At 57.1% G+C, this 16,143-nt stretch carries 16 protein-coding genes; 9 read left to right on the plus strand and 7 right to left on the minus strand.

The window, feature by feature from the left end; translation table 11 throughout:
* The 6 genes from xerA to JRZ79_RS20075 all read left to right on the plus strand — a co-directional run bounded on the left by xerA (position 1) and on the right by JRZ79_RS20075 (position 3,791).
* Positions 1-936, plus strand: a complete 936-nt coding sequence (xerA, locus tag JRZ79_RS20050; protein WP_231546291.1) for a site-specific tyrosine recombinase/integron integrase — start codon at positions 1-3, stop codon at positions 934-936.
* A 13-nt stretch (positions 937-949) separates the two neighbouring features.
* Positions 950-1,264, plus strand: coding sequence for a hypothetical protein (locus JRZ79_RS20055; RefSeq protein WP_231546292.1), 315 nt, complete (start codon positions 950-952; stop codon positions 1,262-1,264).
* 371 nt (positions 1,265-1,635) lie between these two features.
* Complete coding sequence (locus tag JRZ79_RS20060; protein ID WP_231546293.1) at positions 1,636-1,845, plus strand: hypothetical protein; 210 nt, start codon at positions 1,636-1,638, stop codon at positions 1,843-1,845.
* A 4-nt stretch (positions 1,846-1,849) separates the two neighbouring features.
* Positions 1,850-2,062, plus strand: coding sequence for a hypothetical protein (locus JRZ79_RS20065; protein WP_231546294.1), 213 nt, complete (start codon positions 1,850-1,852; stop codon positions 2,060-2,062).
* A 153-nt stretch (positions 2,063-2,215) separates the two neighbouring features.
* Entirely contained in the window at positions 2,216-2,572 is a 357-nt protein-coding gene (locus JRZ79_RS20070) for a hypothetical protein (protein WP_231546295.1), read from the plus strand.
* 349 nt (positions 2,573-2,921) lie between these two features.
* Positions 2,922-3,791 (plus strand): hypothetical protein, encoded by an 870-nt coding sequence (locus JRZ79_RS20075; RefSeq protein WP_231546296.1) that lies wholly within the window; start codon positions 2,922-2,924, stop codon positions 3,789-3,791.
* A gap of 199 nt (positions 3,792-3,990) precedes the next feature.
* Here the strand turns inward: JRZ79_RS20075 and JRZ79_RS20080 are convergent, their stop codons facing one another.
* Together JRZ79_RS20080 and JRZ79_RS20085 are read right to left on the minus strand one after the other, a co-directional pair.
* Positions 3,991-4,257, minus strand: a complete 267-nt coding sequence (locus tag JRZ79_RS20080) for a hypothetical protein (protein WP_231546297.1) — start codon at positions 4,255-4,257, stop codon at positions 3,991-3,993.
* 286 nt (positions 4,258-4,543) lie between these two features.
* The gene (locus JRZ79_RS20085) at positions 4,544-5,086 is read right to left on the minus strand and encodes a TATA-box-binding protein (protein ID WP_231546298.1); all 543 of its coding nucleotides are present in this window, start codon (positions 5,084-5,086) and stop codon (positions 4,544-4,546) included.
* 144 nt (positions 5,087-5,230) lie between these two features.
* On the opposite strand from JRZ79_RS20085, the gene JRZ79_RS20090 reads away from it, so the two are divergent.
* Genes JRZ79_RS20090 through JRZ79_RS20100 form a run of 3 tightly spaced genes read left to right on the plus strand, consistent with a single transcriptional unit; the run spans position 5,231 to position 10,833 of the window.
* The gene (locus tag JRZ79_RS20090; protein WP_231546299.1) at positions 5,231-7,981 is read left to right on the plus strand and encodes a type I restriction-modification enzyme R subunit C-terminal domain-containing protein; all 2,751 of its coding nucleotides are present in this window, start codon (positions 5,231-5,233) and stop codon (positions 7,979-7,981) included.
* On the plus strand, positions 7,974-9,386 hold the full coding sequence (locus JRZ79_RS20095; protein ID WP_231546300.1) for a restriction endonuclease subunit S: 1,413 nt from the start codon (positions 7,974-7,976) through the stop codon (positions 9,384-9,386). Before JRZ79_RS20090 ends, JRZ79_RS20095 begins: the two co-directional genes overlap by 8 nt.
* Complete coding sequence (locus JRZ79_RS20100; RefSeq protein ID WP_269751340.1) at positions 9,379-10,833, plus strand: class I SAM-dependent DNA methyltransferase; 1,455 nt, start codon at positions 9,379-9,381, stop codon at positions 10,831-10,833. Before JRZ79_RS20095 ends, JRZ79_RS20100 begins: the two co-directional genes overlap by 8 nt.
* A gap of 212 nt (positions 10,834-11,045) precedes the next feature.
* Here the strand turns inward: JRZ79_RS20100 and sop2 are convergent, their stop codons facing one another.
* From sop2 to JRZ79_RS20125, 5 genes are all read right to left on the minus strand, one after another.
* Positions 11,046-11,759 (minus strand): sensory rhodopsin II, encoded by a 714-nt coding sequence (sop2, locus tag JRZ79_RS20105; protein WP_205250943.1) that lies wholly within the window; start codon positions 11,757-11,759, stop codon positions 11,046-11,048.
* A gap of 1 nt (position 11,760) precedes the next feature.
* Positions 11,761-14,055, minus strand: a complete 2,295-nt coding sequence (gene htr2, locus JRZ79_RS20110) for a sensory rhodopsin II transducer Htr2 (protein ID WP_231546302.1) — start codon at positions 14,053-14,055, stop codon at positions 11,761-11,763.
* A gap of 89 nt (positions 14,056-14,144) precedes the next feature.
* Positions 14,145-14,906: a Nif3-like dinuclear metal center hexameric protein gene (locus JRZ79_RS20115; protein WP_231546303.1), complete on the minus strand. Its 762-nt coding sequence runs from the start codon at positions 14,904-14,906 to the stop codon at positions 14,145-14,147.
* A 27-nt stretch (positions 14,907-14,933) separates the two neighbouring features.
* Positions 14,934-15,752, minus strand: a complete 819-nt coding sequence (gene speB, locus JRZ79_RS20120) for an agmatinase (RefSeq protein ID WP_231546304.1) — start codon at positions 15,750-15,752, stop codon at positions 14,934-14,936.
* Positions 15,753-15,755: 3 nt separating this feature from the next.
* The gene (locus JRZ79_RS20125) at positions 15,756-16,139 is read right to left on the minus strand and encodes a translation initiation factor IF-5A (RefSeq protein ID WP_010903290.1); all 384 of its coding nucleotides are present in this window, start codon (positions 16,137-16,139) and stop codon (positions 15,756-15,758) included.
* Positions 16,140-16,143 lie beyond the last annotated feature (4 nt).

The following is a 16,143-nucleotide window of genomic DNA, read 5'->3' on the forward strand; positions in this document are numbered from 1 at the left end:
ATGGGAGCCGAACCTGGTTCATCGAAAGTCTACGACAACAAGCACGACGAAATCAACTACTTCATTACTCGAAAGCACGCGACCGGCCGGAGCGAAAGAACGCTCAACTCGTACAGTCGCATCCTGCGTGAGTTCTTCCACGACCAATTCCCGGAGCTCTCACCTAGCGAAGTCGAGATTCGCCACGTCGAAGACTATCTAATGGCGCTCACGGAACGCGGCGTCTCCCAGAACTCGAAAAAGAAGTACCTGGAAGTCCTCTCCAGCTTCTACGGCTATACGATGAAACGGCCGCAGTTCGAGGGAATCACCAGTAATCCCGCTGCCGTCGTGATGGAGGAGATACCCCGGATTCGGCCTGACCGGCCGGACTGTGCGACGTGGGAGAATGCCTGTAAACTCATCAACGCCATCCCAGACCCGAGAGACAAGACCGTCACCATCATCCTCGCAAAGACCGGTGCTCGACTGCTTGAAGTTCTCTCCATCGAAGAGGACGACGTCGACCTCGAGAAGGGATTCATTCGACTCCGAGAGCGCAAGGGAGGTAAACAGACTGTCGTCCCAATCGATGACGAGACCATCTACGCAATCAAACGCTATCAGTTTGTCAACGCCGATTTGGATTCGCCATATCTCTTCACAAGCAACAAAGGAGGACGGCTCTCGAAAGAGCGGATTCGACGGGAAGTGAAAGCCGCTGCCGACCGCGCCGGCGTCGCCCCCAAAGAAGAACGACGGTTCGAGAAGAAATTCACACCTCACACCTTCCGCACCGTGTTCACTACGCTAATGCGGAAACAAGGAATGAAGCCGTACATTCTGAAATACATCCGCGGAGACGCTAAGACCGAGACGATGGATATCTACACCAGGGTAGACCGTGACGAAGCGAAAGAAGAGTACCTGAACTGCATCAAGGAAATTGGACTCTAACGAGGATGGACAGTTGGTCGAAGTCATTATTTACCGAAACCCGTGGGAAGACCCTGAGGAGGTAGCACGCGTTACGATTGAGGGTGAGGTGTCGGGCGGGACGCCGACCGCCGAATCTCTCCGAGACCGGATTCAGGACGAACGCGACCCAATCATCAGCGAGTACACGGATGGACGAGAACTGCTCCGGTATCTGGCTGCCTCGTACTCGAATGGGTATGTGATGGCAGGCTACGATAGCGAAGAGTCCCGGCGAGTCGTCGAGGAGTTGAACGACGCCGCATACCTCGACTGGGTCGAAGAGTCAGGGCTCGACACCTCGCTCTGAATCCCAAAGACTGTACGCTGGTAGTAGTCCCTCGACTGCTCACGTATTTCTGAGCAAACCGAATAGATTGACTCTTAATCGTCATCGAACGGCTCTCTACTCCTGATAGGTAACACTCAGTCTGATGCTGGCTTTGACCGGGACGTCCTGATATTTTCTCTATCAATCGATAGGTGTCCCCTGGTGTACGTGATTGCTCCAAAGAACGGATTGTTGCTCTCGATGATGACTGGTATTCGATTGCTGATGAACGCGTTCTCAGTTCTCTCAGCTAGGACCTCCACGCCGTTACAGACCAACAGAGACTGAATCAGTCTGTTGCTCGGGAGTCTTATGATGAAACAGAGCGATTATTGATACGGTGATTTGGCGTGGCATTGCTCATTTTTGGACTCAACGAAGAGAGGGACGACTGGGATGTCCTCGGGAAGATTGCTGACGGTGAAATAGTCGAGGACCCAACTGGCGAACTGGAGGCGACAATAGAAGGAGCGTATGATTTGGATGATGAGGACCACCTAAGACGGGCATTGAATAACCACTACATCAACGCCGTCCCGCTGGCAGAGGATGAGGAGTAGACCGATGCGGGTTCTCTTTCAGATGTACCATGCCGGCGAGCTACACGACCTCGGTATCATCAAAGACGGCGATGTGGTCGAAAGCATCGAGGAGGGGTTTGAGGATTGGATTCGATGGGAGTTGAGTCAGCCGACGACTCCTAACCTCGATGACCTCCAAGGGATTCTTGAGGTGTATGAGGGACCGTATCTGGTTGCGAAGAGGGTCGATAAGTGACTGTCTATAATATAGTATAAATAGGGGAACCCACGGAAGTGCACTCATTATGAACGTCTTCCTGCGTGCTCTCCACATCTGCAATAGAATATACACGGTGTACAGCCTCTACGGAGTAGAATTATTATCGTGTCAGGGCCAATAAGAGATTAGATGGCTAGAAGCAATGGCGGTGGGATTCTATTTGAGACATTCATCAGTGTCGTTAGAGCGTTCGCCGAATTAGATGGTGAAGCTAGAACTAAGGAAATAGTCGAATCAGAGTACACGACTCGTGAGGACCGCCAAGTCCTGAATGTACTTCAAGAACTCAAGCGAATGGGATATGCTAGATATGAACAGCGTGGAGTACACAAATACTGGATAGCTGACAAACCCGAACTCTACGCATTCTATGCAAGAGAAAAAGAGTATCTAGACGAGCTGTTGGATGACGAAGAGTGGACTGAGCAAAAGAGAGAGCATATGCTACGTAAACTCAGAAACAGTACCAGTCCCGAACCAGAATAATAGAAGCAGGTGTACGAGTCCCCCTCTATACTATTATAATAGTATGATAATGCATTTCGTCACCTCGGCGTAGTCCATTACTTTGAGAGTGATTCTGTAATCGTGGCGACATCGACGTTACGCAGAATTAGGTGACTGAATTTGTCGTGCGAGAATTCTTAGTATAAATCTTAAGTACATATAGTAAGGAATATTATACTAATTCGCGCTTATAACCTTTGGAATGGTAAAATGTCGATTCCAAAGGTTACAAGCGCTCTGTCCAAAGGTTCCACAGCGATTTTGGAGTTAAATATATACGTACTCATCAATTTTTCTCAAACGGGCAAAACATCTGCCCAGATAAAATATGAGCACCAAAACACAGGCTCAACAGCCACCGCTAAAAGCAAAAATCGACGTTCGCCCAACGCAAATGAAAGAGCTTCTAGAGCACGCCGGGCTCCGACCGGACGGCCGATACAACTCCTACCATCCTGAGATTCGGCTCCGAATCAGCAACGACCAGGTCGAGACGATTGCCTACAACTCTGCAAAAGGCGCAATCACCTACGGAGACTACCAATCCGAATACTTCGACGGCCTCACAGTCACAAACGGAGAGACTGTCAATGCAATCGTCAACCCCTACAAGATGCAGGAGGGACTGAAGCTCCTTCTGAACCAGCGTCAGAAGAACAACGGCAATTCCCCGCCTCTACTCCATATCGAATTCCACTCAGTCGACAATCGTGGGTACGCACAGAGCTACACAGCCGAGGCAGGGCTGAAACAAACTCGACAATGTCCGACTGCGAACCGTGCGAAGAACCGCTTCCCAACGGGAGTTACAAACCTGTTCAACTCAAACGGTCGGCTCTGTATTAGCGGCAGCCCAGTACCAACTGTCATTCAAACGAAGACGGACGCCCTAATGCGCATCACAAAGGCCGGGATGGAGGTCAACCACGGCGACTCATTCGAGATTAAAGTTGAGGGTGGTGACTTCTGCATCGACCTCAACAATAAGAATGGCGGCGGCGTCAGCGGCGTTCTCAGCTCGGATGTTCAGGGGCCTGACTTCAAAAATGCGTACGGAGAGGCATTTGCTCAGGTCGCAAAGAGCCTTGATGACGGCAAAGTAGAGCTTCAGAGCGGGCAGGACCAGCGACTCGCGGTGATTCAGGAGGGCGACCACTATCGCGCCCACCACGTCATCGCTCCGGTCAAGAAGACGTAACAGAGTCGTCATAACGACTCTCCCTTAGACAAAGTTCAGCAGAATTTCTTTTTCCAGAGACCAGCACTCAGGTCGTTGTTATCGGTGGTCTGAGCGAGGTTTTCTCCGTCAATAATGATTCACTCTCGTCGCTTCGTAAACCGTGTCTTTGTCACAGCACTGGAAACCTGCCCGCTGTTCTCAACCCTTTGCGCCTGAATCAGTCCTCAGACTCTCCCTCCTCGTACCCAGCTTCGTACTCATCTCGTACTGTTCTCGAAGCTCGCCTTGAGACCTTAGCGAGATTCTTGTTGAATCGACGGATAGAGAGGTAGATGTACAGCAGGAGGAGATACGTCCAGATGAACAACCCAACGACAGAATAGATGGCGAGTTTGAGGAAGCGGTACTCTATCGGCCCGATATGGACGCTACCTATCTGGATGCCGCTCGATTCGTCTTGCTGGTCGTTGTCTGAATCAGTCATCGTAATCACCGGCCCAAGCTGTCACTGCTGGAACTAGCAGCGCCAGTAGGACCTATTCAGAGAGACGCCCGGAACGAATATCAAATTACTTACTTAATCTCCAGAACTCGATTTCTGGACGTCCTCAGAAGAACAGTACTCAGCGTACAGTCCTTCGCCTGTCGACCGAGTCCACCGTCTAGAGTATGACTGATATTCAGACTCGGGAGCGATGTGTTAGCGTCTGAGTCCCGTTACGCCCTACGCTATTCAAACCAAGTAGAGGTGATTACGAAGCGAGCAACTCCTACAACAATTCAGAGACCGTCTCGGTCAAGTCCACAAAGATATCCCCGGCTGCCTCTAGAGTCCGGCACCCCGTGATAACCACCTTGCCCGTAGCGAAGAGTAAGACAACGCCATCCGCACCCTCTGGTCGATGAATGAGACCTGGGAACTGCTCAGGCTCATACTCGGTCTTCTCAAGACCTAACCCAATAGCGAGGGCGTTCAGATTGAGGCTTTGTCCCAATTCAGCCGTACAGACATAATTCTGAATAGCGAACCACTCGTCCTCCGGTTCCTCGATGACGCCCATATCGGAGAAGAGATTCAGAAATTGCTTTCGGAGTGAGTACGATTCGTCCTCGGAGTCCGCGCCGGTGATGATGAATTTCCCCGTTCTGTAGACCGTTATCAGTGGCGCGTCTTCCTCGAATCGGAGGTACATCCCCGGATACTTATCCGGGTCGTAGCGAGCGACCGGCTCACCAATATCGTCAGCGAGGCGTTTCAAGTCAAGCTCGACATCTAGAGCACCGGACGCGACGACATTTACAATCTCTACCATCCTGCCCTCCGAATCACAGTTAAATCTCGTTTCAAATCTCCTCAAGCCTCGTCTATACACTTGCTGGTTTCCGCTCTTTGTGAGGTATTGTTGAGAGTGACTGTCGGAAGAGCACTTATACCCCGAGTGAAATATAATATGACAATGGCGGATAGGAACCTAAAGCCCGAAGAGAAAGCTCGTGAGGAGATTGACGAACTCCTCAGAGATGCCGGGTGGGAAATTCAAGACTTCTCAGATATAGATGTAAGTGCCTCCAAAGGAGTTGCTGTCCGTGAGTTCCCAGTCAAGACGGGAGATGCAGATTATCTTCTATTCGTCGACAGCCAGGCCGTGGGTGTCATTGAGGCAAAACCGGTCGGAACCACGCTCAGCGGTGTCGAAGTGCAGTCGCAAAAGTACATAGAAGGGTTCCCAGAGGGCTACGAGTACGTCAAGGATCCACTCCCTTTCGCTTATGAGAGTACAGGAATCCAGACTTTCATTCGAGATATACGGGAAGAGGATCCGAAACCTCGACGAGTCTTCGCATTCCACCAGCCGAAGACGCTATCTCGTTGGCTTCGAAAAGGAAGCCTCCAATCGCGTCTGAACCAATTGCCGGAACTGGAGCAGGGCCGCCTGCGTGACTGCCAATACGAGGCGATCCAGGGGCTCGAAAGCTCGCTACAGCGCGGTGACCAACGGGCGCTAGTCCAGATGGCCACTGGGTCCGGGAAGACGTACATGGCGGCGATGGAGGCGTACCGCCTCATCAAACACGCCGACGCCGACCGGATACTCTTCCTCGTGGACCGGAAGAGCCTGGGCAGACAGACGAAGAAGGAGTTCCAGCAGTTCCCTGTTCCGGGTGACGGTCGCAAGTTCACCGAGCTCTACAACGTCCAGCATCTGACGTCGAACGCGATTGATGACGTCTCGAAGGTCTGCATCTCTACGATACAGCGGATGTACTCTATCCTCAAGGACGAGGAATTAGACGAGGAAGCCGAGGAGATATCGGATTACGAGGCGGACTATGACGAGGAGACGCCTAAGACCGTCAGCTACAATCCGGATGTACCCATCGAGACGTTCGACTTCATCGTCACTGACGAGAGCCACCGGTCGATCTACAACCTCTGGCGACAGGTGCTAGAGTACTTCGACGCGCGTCTCATTGGCCTCACCGCCACTCCGGCGAAGGAGACGTTCGCGTTCTTCAACCAGAACCTCGTCACCGAATACCCTCATCAACGTGCCGTCGCAGACGGGGTGAACGTCGGATACGACGTCTTCCGCATCCAGACGAGAATCTCGGAGCGCGGTGAGGAGGTCGAATCAGGCCATATCGTAGATGAGCGGGACAAGCGGACCCGTGACCGACAGTGGAAGGAACTCGATGATGACCTCCGGTACGACGCCTCTGACTTAGACAAGGACATCGTAGCTGAGGATCAGATACGGACGATCATACGCACATACCGGGACAACCTCGATACGCTATTCCCGGACCGAGAGCACGTCCCGAAGACGCTGATCTTCGCTAAAGATGACTCGCACGCAGAGGACATCACTCGGATTGTCCGAGACGTGTTCGGGAAGGGGAGCGACTTCTGCAGGAAGATCACCTACAAAACGACCGGCAAGGATCCCGACGACCTGATCTCGGAATTCCGCAACTCGTACAACCCGCGCATCGCGGTCTCGGTCGATATGGTCTCCACTGGAGTCGATATCAAACCGCTGGAGGTCCTCATGTTCATGCGGAACGTCAGCTCCCGGACCTATTTCGAGCAGATGAAGGGCCGAGGAACACGGACGATCTCGAAGGACGACATCCAGTCTGTGACTCCTGACGCCAACGGGAAGGATCACTTCCTCATCGTTGACGCGGTCGGGGTCTGCCAGAGCGATAAAACCGATTCCCACTCGATGAACCGGAGTCGGAGTACGCCCTTCGATACCCTCGTCGAAGACGTGGCCGAAGGAGAACGGGATGACGATACGCTGGAGACGCTTGCCAGCCGCCTAGCGCGTCGACAGAATCGGTGGACGCCCAGTCAGATAGAGGAGGTCGAGGAAGCTGCAGACGGAGAGTTTCGTGGCCTGATCAACGACTTGCTCGATGCTGCAGACCCAGACGAGCAGGAGACTCGGGCGAAAGAGATGTTCGATACCGAGGCCCCGACTGATGATCAGATTCAGGCCGCAAGAGACGAGCTAGTCCAAGAAGCGTGCGAGATCTACGAGGACGATGATTTCCGCGAAACACTGCTGATCGTTGATGAGCAGCAGAAGCAGATCATCGACACTGTCAGTCAGGACGAAGTCATCTCTGCTGAACTCGACGAGCAGGCGAAAGAACAAGCCGAAGCAGTTGTCGATACGTTCGAGGAGTTCATCGAGGAGAACAAGGACGAGATTACAGCACTCCAGATGATGTATGGCCAGCCGTATGGGGAGGGGCTGTCATATGACGAGGTGAAAGAGTTGGTTGAGGCCTTGGAAAAACCACCGTATAACCTCACGCCAGAGCGCATCTGGAACGCCTACGAACATCTCGATGAGACTGCGGAGGAGAGTTCCCGTTCAGAGGTGGTGTTAGCAGATGTGATTTCGCTGGTCAGATACGAACTGGAGCAGATTGACCACCTAGAGCCGTACTCAAAGACCGTTGATGAGCGGTTCGAGGAATGGCTCGATGAACAGAGTCGGGAGAATTTCACCGAAGAACAACTTAGATGGCTTCGTATGATTAAAGACCACATCAAGTCATCTGTTGAACTGGAACTAGAGGACCTGGAGGGACCTCCATTTAATCAGCGAGGGGGTGCTGTCCGTGCGTATAGCGTCTTCGGAGATGAACTTGAGCCAATGATAAGCGAACTGAACGAAGAGTTGACCCATGGTTGATATTGAGATACCCACACACTGGAGCTGGCGTTCATTGAGTGAGCTAGGTGAATGGAAGGGGGGGAGCACACCTAAGAAATCTAACCCAAGCTACTGGGAAGGCGGTACTATACCCTGGGTCTCTCCTAAGGATATGAAAAAATCAACCATTGAAAAAACGGAGGATCAAATCACCGAGCAAGCTTTAAATGAAACAAATAGCAACCCCCTTCCCAAGGGCTCTGTATTAGTAGTTACTCGGAGTGGGATTCTGGAGCATTCTCTTCCAGCAGCAATAACGGAAGTTGAAGCAAGTATTAATCAGGATATCAAGGGAATAGTTCCATCTGATGATATTCTTCCTGAATTTATTCTTGCATTCCTTGAAGCATTTGAGGGAGAAATATTGCGCGACTGTTCAAAAGATGGGACTACTGTTGCAAGCATCAACTCGGATTCATTGTATCAATATAAAATCCCTGTTCCCCCATTAGATGAACAGCGTAGTATCATCAACCGAATTGATGAGCTTAGTTCAAAAATCGAGGTGGGAAAGAATGAGCTAATCACTTCGAAAAGCCAAATTGACATGTATCGACACGCTAGTCGTCGGGCCGCAGTCTCCGGAAAGATGACCGGAAATTGGCGTAGCCGGGTTGGTGACTCTCCTAAACAGAGGAATAGGCAAATTGATTCGGAAGTTTCAATCAGTGAGTTTGCTGATAAACACGATCTTGAGTCGTTCGAGATACCAGATGGCTGGATATGGGTTCGGTTCGGAAACCTGTTAGAATCGTCTCGAAACGGATTTTCAAAGCGAAGTGGGGAGACAGGCACACCGACCCATGTTCTTCGATTGTCCGATTTGGATGATTCTCAAGAAATAGATCCAAGCGACCCTCGTGATATAAAAATGACGGGAAAAGAGCGAAACAAGTTCCTCTTACAAAAAGGAGATTTACTTTGCGTCCGTGTCAATGGCAGTGATGAGATTGTTGGAAGAATGACTGTATTTGATGAACAGGAGGATTGGGCCTTCTGTGACCACTTTATTCGTTTTACGCTTAATGAGGAACTCACATCTCCCGAATACATATCTGAATATTTTGACACACAGATAGTGAGGAAATACGTTAGTCTAAACAAGACTTCGAGTGCTGGTCAGAATACTGTCAGTCAGCGGACTATGAAAGATATTCCTGTACCACTCCCGCCAAAAAAAGAGCAGTTAGAGATTATCTCTGAGTTAGATCGAACGACTACTATATTGGACGCAACAGAAACAGCACTGAGCGAAAATCTTGAGAGAGCGAATAAGCTTCGTCAGTCGGTATTAAGACAAGGGATGAAAGGTTCCCTCTCACAAAATAGTACAACGAACGAGCAAGAAGAAACTACCAAACAAGTTACACTCAACGATGTCTAATAACTCAAAACAAATCGTAGACAAGCTGTGGAACTACTGTGACGTCCTCCGAGATGACGGAGTGAGCTACGGCGACTACGTAGAGCAGCTCACGTACCTCGTCTTCCTAAAGATGGATGAGGAGCGCTCCAACCCACCACTCAACAAGGAATCAAAGGTTCCTGAGGAATTCTCCTGGTCACAGTTGGTTGAAAAAGAGGGCGATGAACTGGAGCGACACTATCGTCGTACACTGCAAGAGCTGGGGGACGAGGAAGGTATCCTCGGAATCATCTTCCGTAAGGCCCAGAATCGAGTACAAGACCCGGCAAAACTTAATCGACTCATTTCGCTAATTGACGAAGAAACCTGGATCGGCCTCGATGTAGACATTAAGGGCGAAATCTATGAAGGACTTCTACAGAAAAACGCAGAGGACGTGAAGAGCGGTGCTGGCCAGTACTTCACGCCTCGACCGATCATTAAAGGAATGGTCGAAGTGATGCAGCCCGAACCGAGCGATGACATCTGTGACCCGGCCTGTGGGACTGGCGGTTTCTTCCTCTCCGCTCACGACTACATCGTCGATAACTACAACCTCACCAAGGATCAGAAAGACGAACTCCAGCACGACACGTTCCGAGGATGGGAGATCGTTGATAACACTGCTCGGCTTTGCGTGATGAACCTCTACCTTCACGGGATCGATGGCGAAGAGAGTCCTATCACCGTGAATGACAGCCTCATCTCTGACCCCGGGGAGCGGTTCGATATGGTTCTCACGAATCCACCGTTCGGGAAGAAGAGCAGCTACACCGTCCTAGCAGATGATGGCTCGACCTCTACCGAGAAGCAGACCTACGAGCGTGATGACTTCTGGACGACCACATCCAACAAACAGCTAAACTTCCTACAGCACATTACCACGCTGCTCAAGATCAACGGTAAGGCTGCTGTCGTCGTTCCGGACAACGTGCTATTCGAGGGTGGTTCTGGTGAGACGATACGCCAACGCCTTCTCGATGACTTCAACCTCCACACGATCCTTCGCCTCCCAACCGGGATCTTCTACGCTCAGGGTGTGAAGGCAAACGTGCTCTTTTTCGACAAGAAGCCAGCCAGCGAGGATGTACACACGGACGCAGTCTGGTACTACGACCTCCGGACGAACAAGCACTTCACGCTGAAGCGGAACCCTCTCACGTACGACGATCTGGAGGACTTCATCGAGTGCTACAAGCCGGGGAACCGCGAAGAACGCGAGGAATCGGAGCGGTTCAAGAAATACGAGTACGAGGAACTCATCGAACGGGATAAGGTCAATCTTGACATCTTCTGGCTCGAAGACGACAGTATCCAGAACGTCGAGGACCTGCCGGAGCCCGAGGTTCTGGCCGACGATATAACCGAGAATCTGCAAGCCGCGCTAGATCAGTTCCGCCAGATCCAGGACGATCTAGCGGACTGACCTTTTTTGTTTATTTGGTAGTCAGCGTCCTGGCATCTACTCTATCGTTCTACGATTGACGGAGGAAATGAAGGGTCGGTAATAGTTCGGCCTCGGCACTCATAGGGCTCGTCGTCCCACGGGAGCCACCCCGGGTCGGCCCGGTGGTGTCGTCATCGGCCAGTCGATAGCACGGCGGACAGCGGAAAGACGTTGCTGGTCTGGACCCGCTGTTAGTCGCCGTCCGGCGTTGGTTCCGTGGTGGCCGGCGCGGCGGCGTCGGCGGCGACCAGGCGGCTGATGGCGTCGGCACCGAGCACGGCGAACGCCACGAACGCGACCTTCGAGATGAAATCCAGGTAGACCACGACGATGGTGTACATCTCGGTTTGGAGGATGCCGATGCCGGCCGGGGACAGCAGCCAGACCACGGGGTACAGCGTCCAGAGGACGACCGTGATGTTGCGAAGCGTGACGAACAGCGAGCGCACGCGGGGGTCGTCGCCGAGCGCGCGCGGCAGCGTCCCCAGGAGGCCGTACAGGAGCGCGGCGTAGCCGGCAGCGCCGACGGCGAAAAACAGCCAGCGCTGCACGCCCGTGGTGAGCGCGGCGGCGATCCCGGCGGCGATGACGAACACGTCGGCGGCGAGCAGCCAGGCGGACGTGCGGTGGCCGGGGCGGGCGAGCATCGCGAGGTACAACACGATCAGCGGGGTTGTGACCAGCCAGTCGATGTACCGCGCGAGGTAGACGGTGCGGTCGCCGACGGTGGTTGCGGTGATGCCCAGCCCCATCGTGGTGTACGCGATGGCGGCCAGTCCGGTGATGCCGGCGAGTACGAGGTCATAGCGGCGATGCGATGGGTGTCGGATGCAGTCCCGGATCGGGAGGACGGTGCCAGCGAGCATGCCGACAGCGCCGACCCAAAACCATGTCGTGAGTGCCATATCAGTAGTCCTCCGGTTCGGTGTCGTCGTGGGCGTCGAACTCGGCGAGCAGGTCGTCGAGGGCTGCGGCGCGGTCCGCGAGGTCGGCGGCGGCGTCGTCGACCGACGACAGGGTGTCGGTTTGGGTGGCGGCCGAGTCGGCGACCGCAGTGGCCTGGGCGGCGGTTTCCTGGCTGATGCCGGCGACCTCGTCGACGGCGCTTGCGACGCGGGAGGCGGCGTGTGCTTGGCGGTCGGTGGCGGCTCGGATTTCGCCGGCGGCGGTGTCCGTGTCGGCGACGAACGAGACGACGTCGTCGAGCGCGGTTGCGGCGTCGCCGACCGTCGCTCGGCCGTCGGAGACGGTGTCGCTTGTGGCGCGCATCTCGTCGGCGACGTCGCTGACTTGGCCTTGGAGCGCGAGGAGCCGTGATTCGATGTCTTCGGCGGCGTCCCGGGATTCCTCGGCGAGCGTTTTGACCTCGTCGGCGACCACCGCGAACCCGTCGCCGTCAGCGCCGGTGCGGGCGGCCTCGATGGAGGCGTTCAACGCCAGCATGTTGGTCTGGTCGGCGATGTCGGCGATGACATCGACGATCTCCCCGATGTCGGCCATCTCGCTGTCGAGGGCGTCCATCGCGTCGGCGGCGGCTTCGGCGTCGTCGGCGACGTCGTCCATCGTCTCGACGGCGTCCTCCGTGGCCTGGCGGCCGTCGTCGACCGCGCTGGCGGCCTGCCCGGCGGTGTCGGCCAGCGAGGCGACCGTTTCGGCGACTTCTTCGGCGCTGGCCGAGAGGTCATCGACTTCACCCGCGACCTCGTGGAGACGGTCGGTCTGCTCGGTTGCGCCGTCGGAGATCTCGTCGACGGCGGTCGAGACGTCCGTTCCGGCGTCGATGGCGTCGCCGGCGTCGGCTTCGACCCGTTGGGCGGCGTCCGAGACGTGATCCGAGAACGCCGTTGCGGCGGCGACGCTGGTTTCGATGTCGTCGAGCATGTCGTTGAGGGCGTGGCCGATGCGCGCCATTGCGTCGTGGTCGCGGCTGGCGTCGACGCGGCGCGTGAGGTCGCCGTCGGCGACCGCCGTGAGCGCGGCCTCGTAGTCGGCGGCCGCGGATTCGAGGGCGCGAGCGGTTTCTTGGGCGTCCTTGCGGGCGGCTTCGGCGTCTTCGCGGGCGGCTTCAGCGTCGGCGCGCTGCTGTTCGGCGTCCTCACGGGCGTCCTCGGCGCGTGCCGTCGCGCGTTCGGCGTTGGTCAGGGATTCCGACAGGGAGTCCCGCATGGATCGGAACGACTCCGCGAGGGTTCCGAACTCGTCGTTGCGGCTGGTGTCGATGTCGGTGTCGAGGTCGCCGGCGGCCATTTCGTCGGCGCGCCGGGAGAACTGGCGGAGCGCGGTGACCGTGGTCGAGCCGACGGTGACACCGATCAGTGAGAGGCTCACGATCGTGATGAGTACGAGACCGACGAGGCTGGACGCCACGAAGTCACCGAGCGCGAACGCGCGGTCGTGTGGAGCGCGCACTAGCACCGACCAGGGCGCGCCGTCGACGGGGGCGGCGGCCGTCACGGTGCCGTTGGCGTCGATGTAGGCGGGCTGTGTGCGCGACTGGTCGAGGAGCCGCGATGGGCCGTCGTGGCCGGTGAGAACGCGGTCCTGGTCGGGGTGTGAGACGTACGTGCCGTCGGCGGAAACGACGGTGGTGGTGCTTCCCGCGACGTTCTGCCCGAAGTCGTCGGTGAGCGTGTTCACGTTCACCATGTAGATGAGGGCCTTATCGGTGGTGCCAGGGATCGGCGAGAGCACCGAGAGCACGGGGAAGTCGGCCGCCGGAACGGTGAACGGTGCTGCGACGACAACGTCGCTGGTGGTCGCAAACGACGGCGGGTCGGTGGCGAACGGCGCGCCCTGCTCGCGGGGGTTCACGCCGGTGAACGCGTCGGCGGAGCTGGCCTCGATGGTTGTCGTCGAGGTGTTGTAGACGTGGGCGGCGACGACGCCATCGGGGCGTTCGTCGCTTGCCGCAAGCCCTTCGAGATAGCGTGTGATTGCCGTGTCGTTGCCGGATGCGAGCACGGGATGGCGTGATGCCAGTTGGGTCTGCCCGCGGGCGTTCGACAGCCACGCGTCGAGGTGATCGGCGCGGGCGTCTGCCGACCCGGTGAGGTCGGCCCGAACGTCGGTTTCGAGTTGCGTTGTCGTCTGCTGGTAGACGAACGTCCCCACCCCAACAGAGAGCACAACAACGACGACCAGCGCGAGGGTGAGCTTCGTGCCGTAGCTCCCCCTGATTCGTGCGACTAATCCGGACCCCATGTACTGGGTATTAGGTGTATACTGGCAAAAAGCGTTTACACTTCGTGTGCCGTCTCAGCGGCCACAGCCGGCAATATTCGCCGCGATGGCTACAGGCCCGTGGGGTGACTGATGAACCGGGTCTCGACTCCCCAGTCGTCGGCGACCGCTTCGAGCGCACGCACCCCTCCCGTTTCGGTCGCGTAATGGCCCGCCAGGAACACTGACACGCCGGCTTCGCGGGCCTCGTGGTAGAGTTTTCCTTTCCCCTCGCCGGTGACGAGCGCGTCCACCCCGTTGGCCTCGGCCTCTCGCAGCCAGTCCGCGCCGCTGCCGGTGACGACGGCCACGTCGGTCAACTCCGCCGGCCCGACGTCAAGCACCTGTACCGGCTGGTCGCCCGTGGGCAGCGCTGCGGCGAGCGACTCGGAGAGCGCGGCCGCACTCGTCGGGTCCGGGAGCTGGCCCTGGAGACCGATCTGCTCGCCGCTGTGGTCGCCGAACGGCGAGCGCTGTGTGAGGCCGAGCACGTCGGCCACGTGGGCTGCGTTCCCGAGTTCCGGGTGTCCGTCGAGGGGGAGGTGGGCGGCGTACAGCGCGCACTCGCCGTCGACGAGCGCAGCGATCCGGTCGTACTCGCGGCCCGTCACCGCGTCCAGGCCGCCCCAAGCGACGCCGTGGTGGACCACCAGGAGGTCCGCCCCCCACTCGACGGCGTCGCTGATCGTGGCAGCGGCGGCGTCGACGGCGAACGCGATGCGCTCAACACTGCGATCCTCGGGGCCGACCTGGAGGCCGTTGGTCGCGGCGTCGGCGTAGTCGGTGACACGCAGTCGGTCGTTGTATCGGCTGGTGACGTCGGAAACGTCCATGCGAACCCAACCGGCCGCCGGGGTCTTTTACCCGTCGGCGTGGTGCGTGTGCACGAACTCGCGCAGCAGCTTCGCGCCGAGGGTGGGGGCCTGGCCGTCGTCCCGGTCGTTGACCTCCACGACATCGAACCCGACAGCGTGCGGGGCGACTGCGCGCACGGCCGCCCGGAGCTCCCGTGGCGACATCCCGAACGGCTCCGGCGTCCCGGTGCCCGGCGCGTACCCCGGATCGGCGGCGTCGATGTCCACGCTCAGGTACACGTCCGCGTCGCCGAACGCCGGCGTCCAGTCGGCGACAGCGCTCGGCTCGATCACGGTCACGTCAGAGTCGGCGGCGCGCTCCCACTCCTCCTCGGAGCCGGCGCGTGCGCCCACGACGATCGCTTCGTCGGCCACGTCGAGGGCGTGGCGCGTCACCGTCGAGTGGCTCAGCGGATCACCGTCGAGGGCAGCGCGCAGATCGAGGTGGGCGTCCAGGGCCACGAACACGTCCGGGTCCAGGGCGCGAACCGCCGCCACGGTCACCGTGTGCTCGCCGCCGACGAGCAGCGGCGTGGCGTCGTTCCACGAGATGTCGGTGACGACGCCGTTGAGGTATTCGAGGTACGCCGGCACGTCGTTCCACGCGCGCACGTCGCCGTAGTCAGTGACCGAGAGGGCGGAGAAGTGCGTGCCCGTCCGGTGGTGGTAGTCCTCGAAGGTCGCGGCGTACGTCCGGAGTTCACCGGGGCCGAAACGGGTGCCCGGCTGGAACGACGTCGACACGTCGAGGGGCGCCCCAACGACGACGTAGTCGGCGTCGGCTCCGGGGTTCGACTCGTCGGCGGTGCTGGCGCCAGGGAACATGCGCTACTCCTGGAGGATCTTGCGCTGCCCCTCGAATTCGAGGTATTCGATGTTCTCGTCGGCCTGAATGTCGAGCTCACCGGGGATCTGCATGGTCACCGTCTCGTAGGTTTCGAGGTCCATGACCTGCGCGACGGTGTCGGACTCCTTGGAGACGATCTGGCCCTGCTTTCGGTTGACGATCGGCACCCAGATCTTCGCGTCGACGGGCTGGCTGAGCGATCGCTTCTTGCCGTCGAAGACGCCCTCGGCTTCGATGCGGGCTTTCGCGCTGCCGTGCTTGCCGGGTTTCGCGGTGCTGTACGCGTTGATCTGGCAGGCGGCGTCCTCCATCATCACGTAGTTGCCTTCCTGCAGGTCACGCACTTCCTTCTGCTCTTTCGCCATGCCC

The sequence above is a fragment of the Halobacterium sp. BOL4-2 genome (genome assembly GCF_016917835.2).
Classification (GTDB): domain Archaea; phylum Halobacteriota; class Halobacteria; order Halobacteriales; family Halobacteriaceae; genus Halobacterium; species Halobacterium salinarum.

What these genes read in the sequence shown, in the direction of transcription:
- xerA (WP_231546291.1), top strand. Translation starts at nt 1, where the DNA reads ATGGGAGCCGAACCTGGTTCATCGAAAGTCTACGACAACAAGCACGAC.
- JRZ79_RS20065 (WP_231546294.1), top strand. Translation starts at nt 1,850, where the DNA reads ATGCGGGTTCTCTTTCAGATGTACCATGCCGGCGAGCTACACGACCTC.
- JRZ79_RS20070 (WP_231546295.1), top strand. Translation starts at nt 2,216, where the DNA reads ATGGCTAGAAGCAATGGCGGTGGGATTCTATTTGAGACATTCATCAGT.
- JRZ79_RS20075 (WP_231546296.1), top strand. Translation starts at nt 2,922, where the DNA reads ATGAGCACCAAAACACAGGCTCAACAGCCACCGCTAAAAGCAAAAATC.
- JRZ79_RS20080 (WP_231546297.1), bottom strand. Translation starts at nt 4,257, where the DNA reads ATGACTGATTCAGACAACGACCAGCAAGACGAATCGAGCGGCATCCAG.
- JRZ79_RS20085 (WP_231546298.1), bottom strand. Translation starts at nt 5,086, where the DNA reads ATGGTAGAGATTGTAAATGTCGTCGCGTCCGGTGCTCTAGATGTCGAG.
- JRZ79_RS20090 (WP_231546299.1), top strand. Translation starts at nt 5,231, where the DNA reads ATGGCGGATAGGAACCTAAAGCCCGAAGAGAAAGCTCGTGAGGAGATT.
- JRZ79_RS20095 (WP_231546300.1), top strand. Translation starts at nt 7,974, where the DNA reads ATGGTTGATATTGAGATACCCACACACTGGAGCTGGCGTTCATTGAGT.
- JRZ79_RS20100 (WP_269751340.1), top strand. Translation starts at nt 9,379, where the DNA reads ATGTCTAATAACTCAAAACAAATCGTAGACAAGCTGTGGAACTACTGT.
- sop2 (WP_205250943.1), bottom strand. Translation starts at nt 11,759, where the DNA reads ATGGCACTCACGACATGGTTTTGGGTCGGCGCTGTCGGCATGCTCGCT.
- htr2 (WP_231546302.1), bottom strand. Translation starts at nt 14,055, where the DNA reads ATGGGGTCCGGATTAGTCGCACGAATCAGGGGGAGCTACGGCACGAAG.
- JRZ79_RS20115 (WP_231546303.1), bottom strand. Translation starts at nt 14,906, where the DNA reads ATGGACGTTTCCGACGTCACCAGCCGATACAACGACCGACTGCGTGTC.
- speB (WP_231546304.1), bottom strand. Translation starts at nt 15,752, where the DNA reads ATGTTCCCTGGCGCCAGCACCGCCGACGAGTCGAACCCCGGAGCCGAC.
- JRZ79_RS20125 (WP_010903290.1), bottom strand. Translation starts at nt 16,139, where the DNA reads ATGGCGAAAGAGCAGAAGGAAGTGCGTGACCTGCAGGAAGGCAACTAC.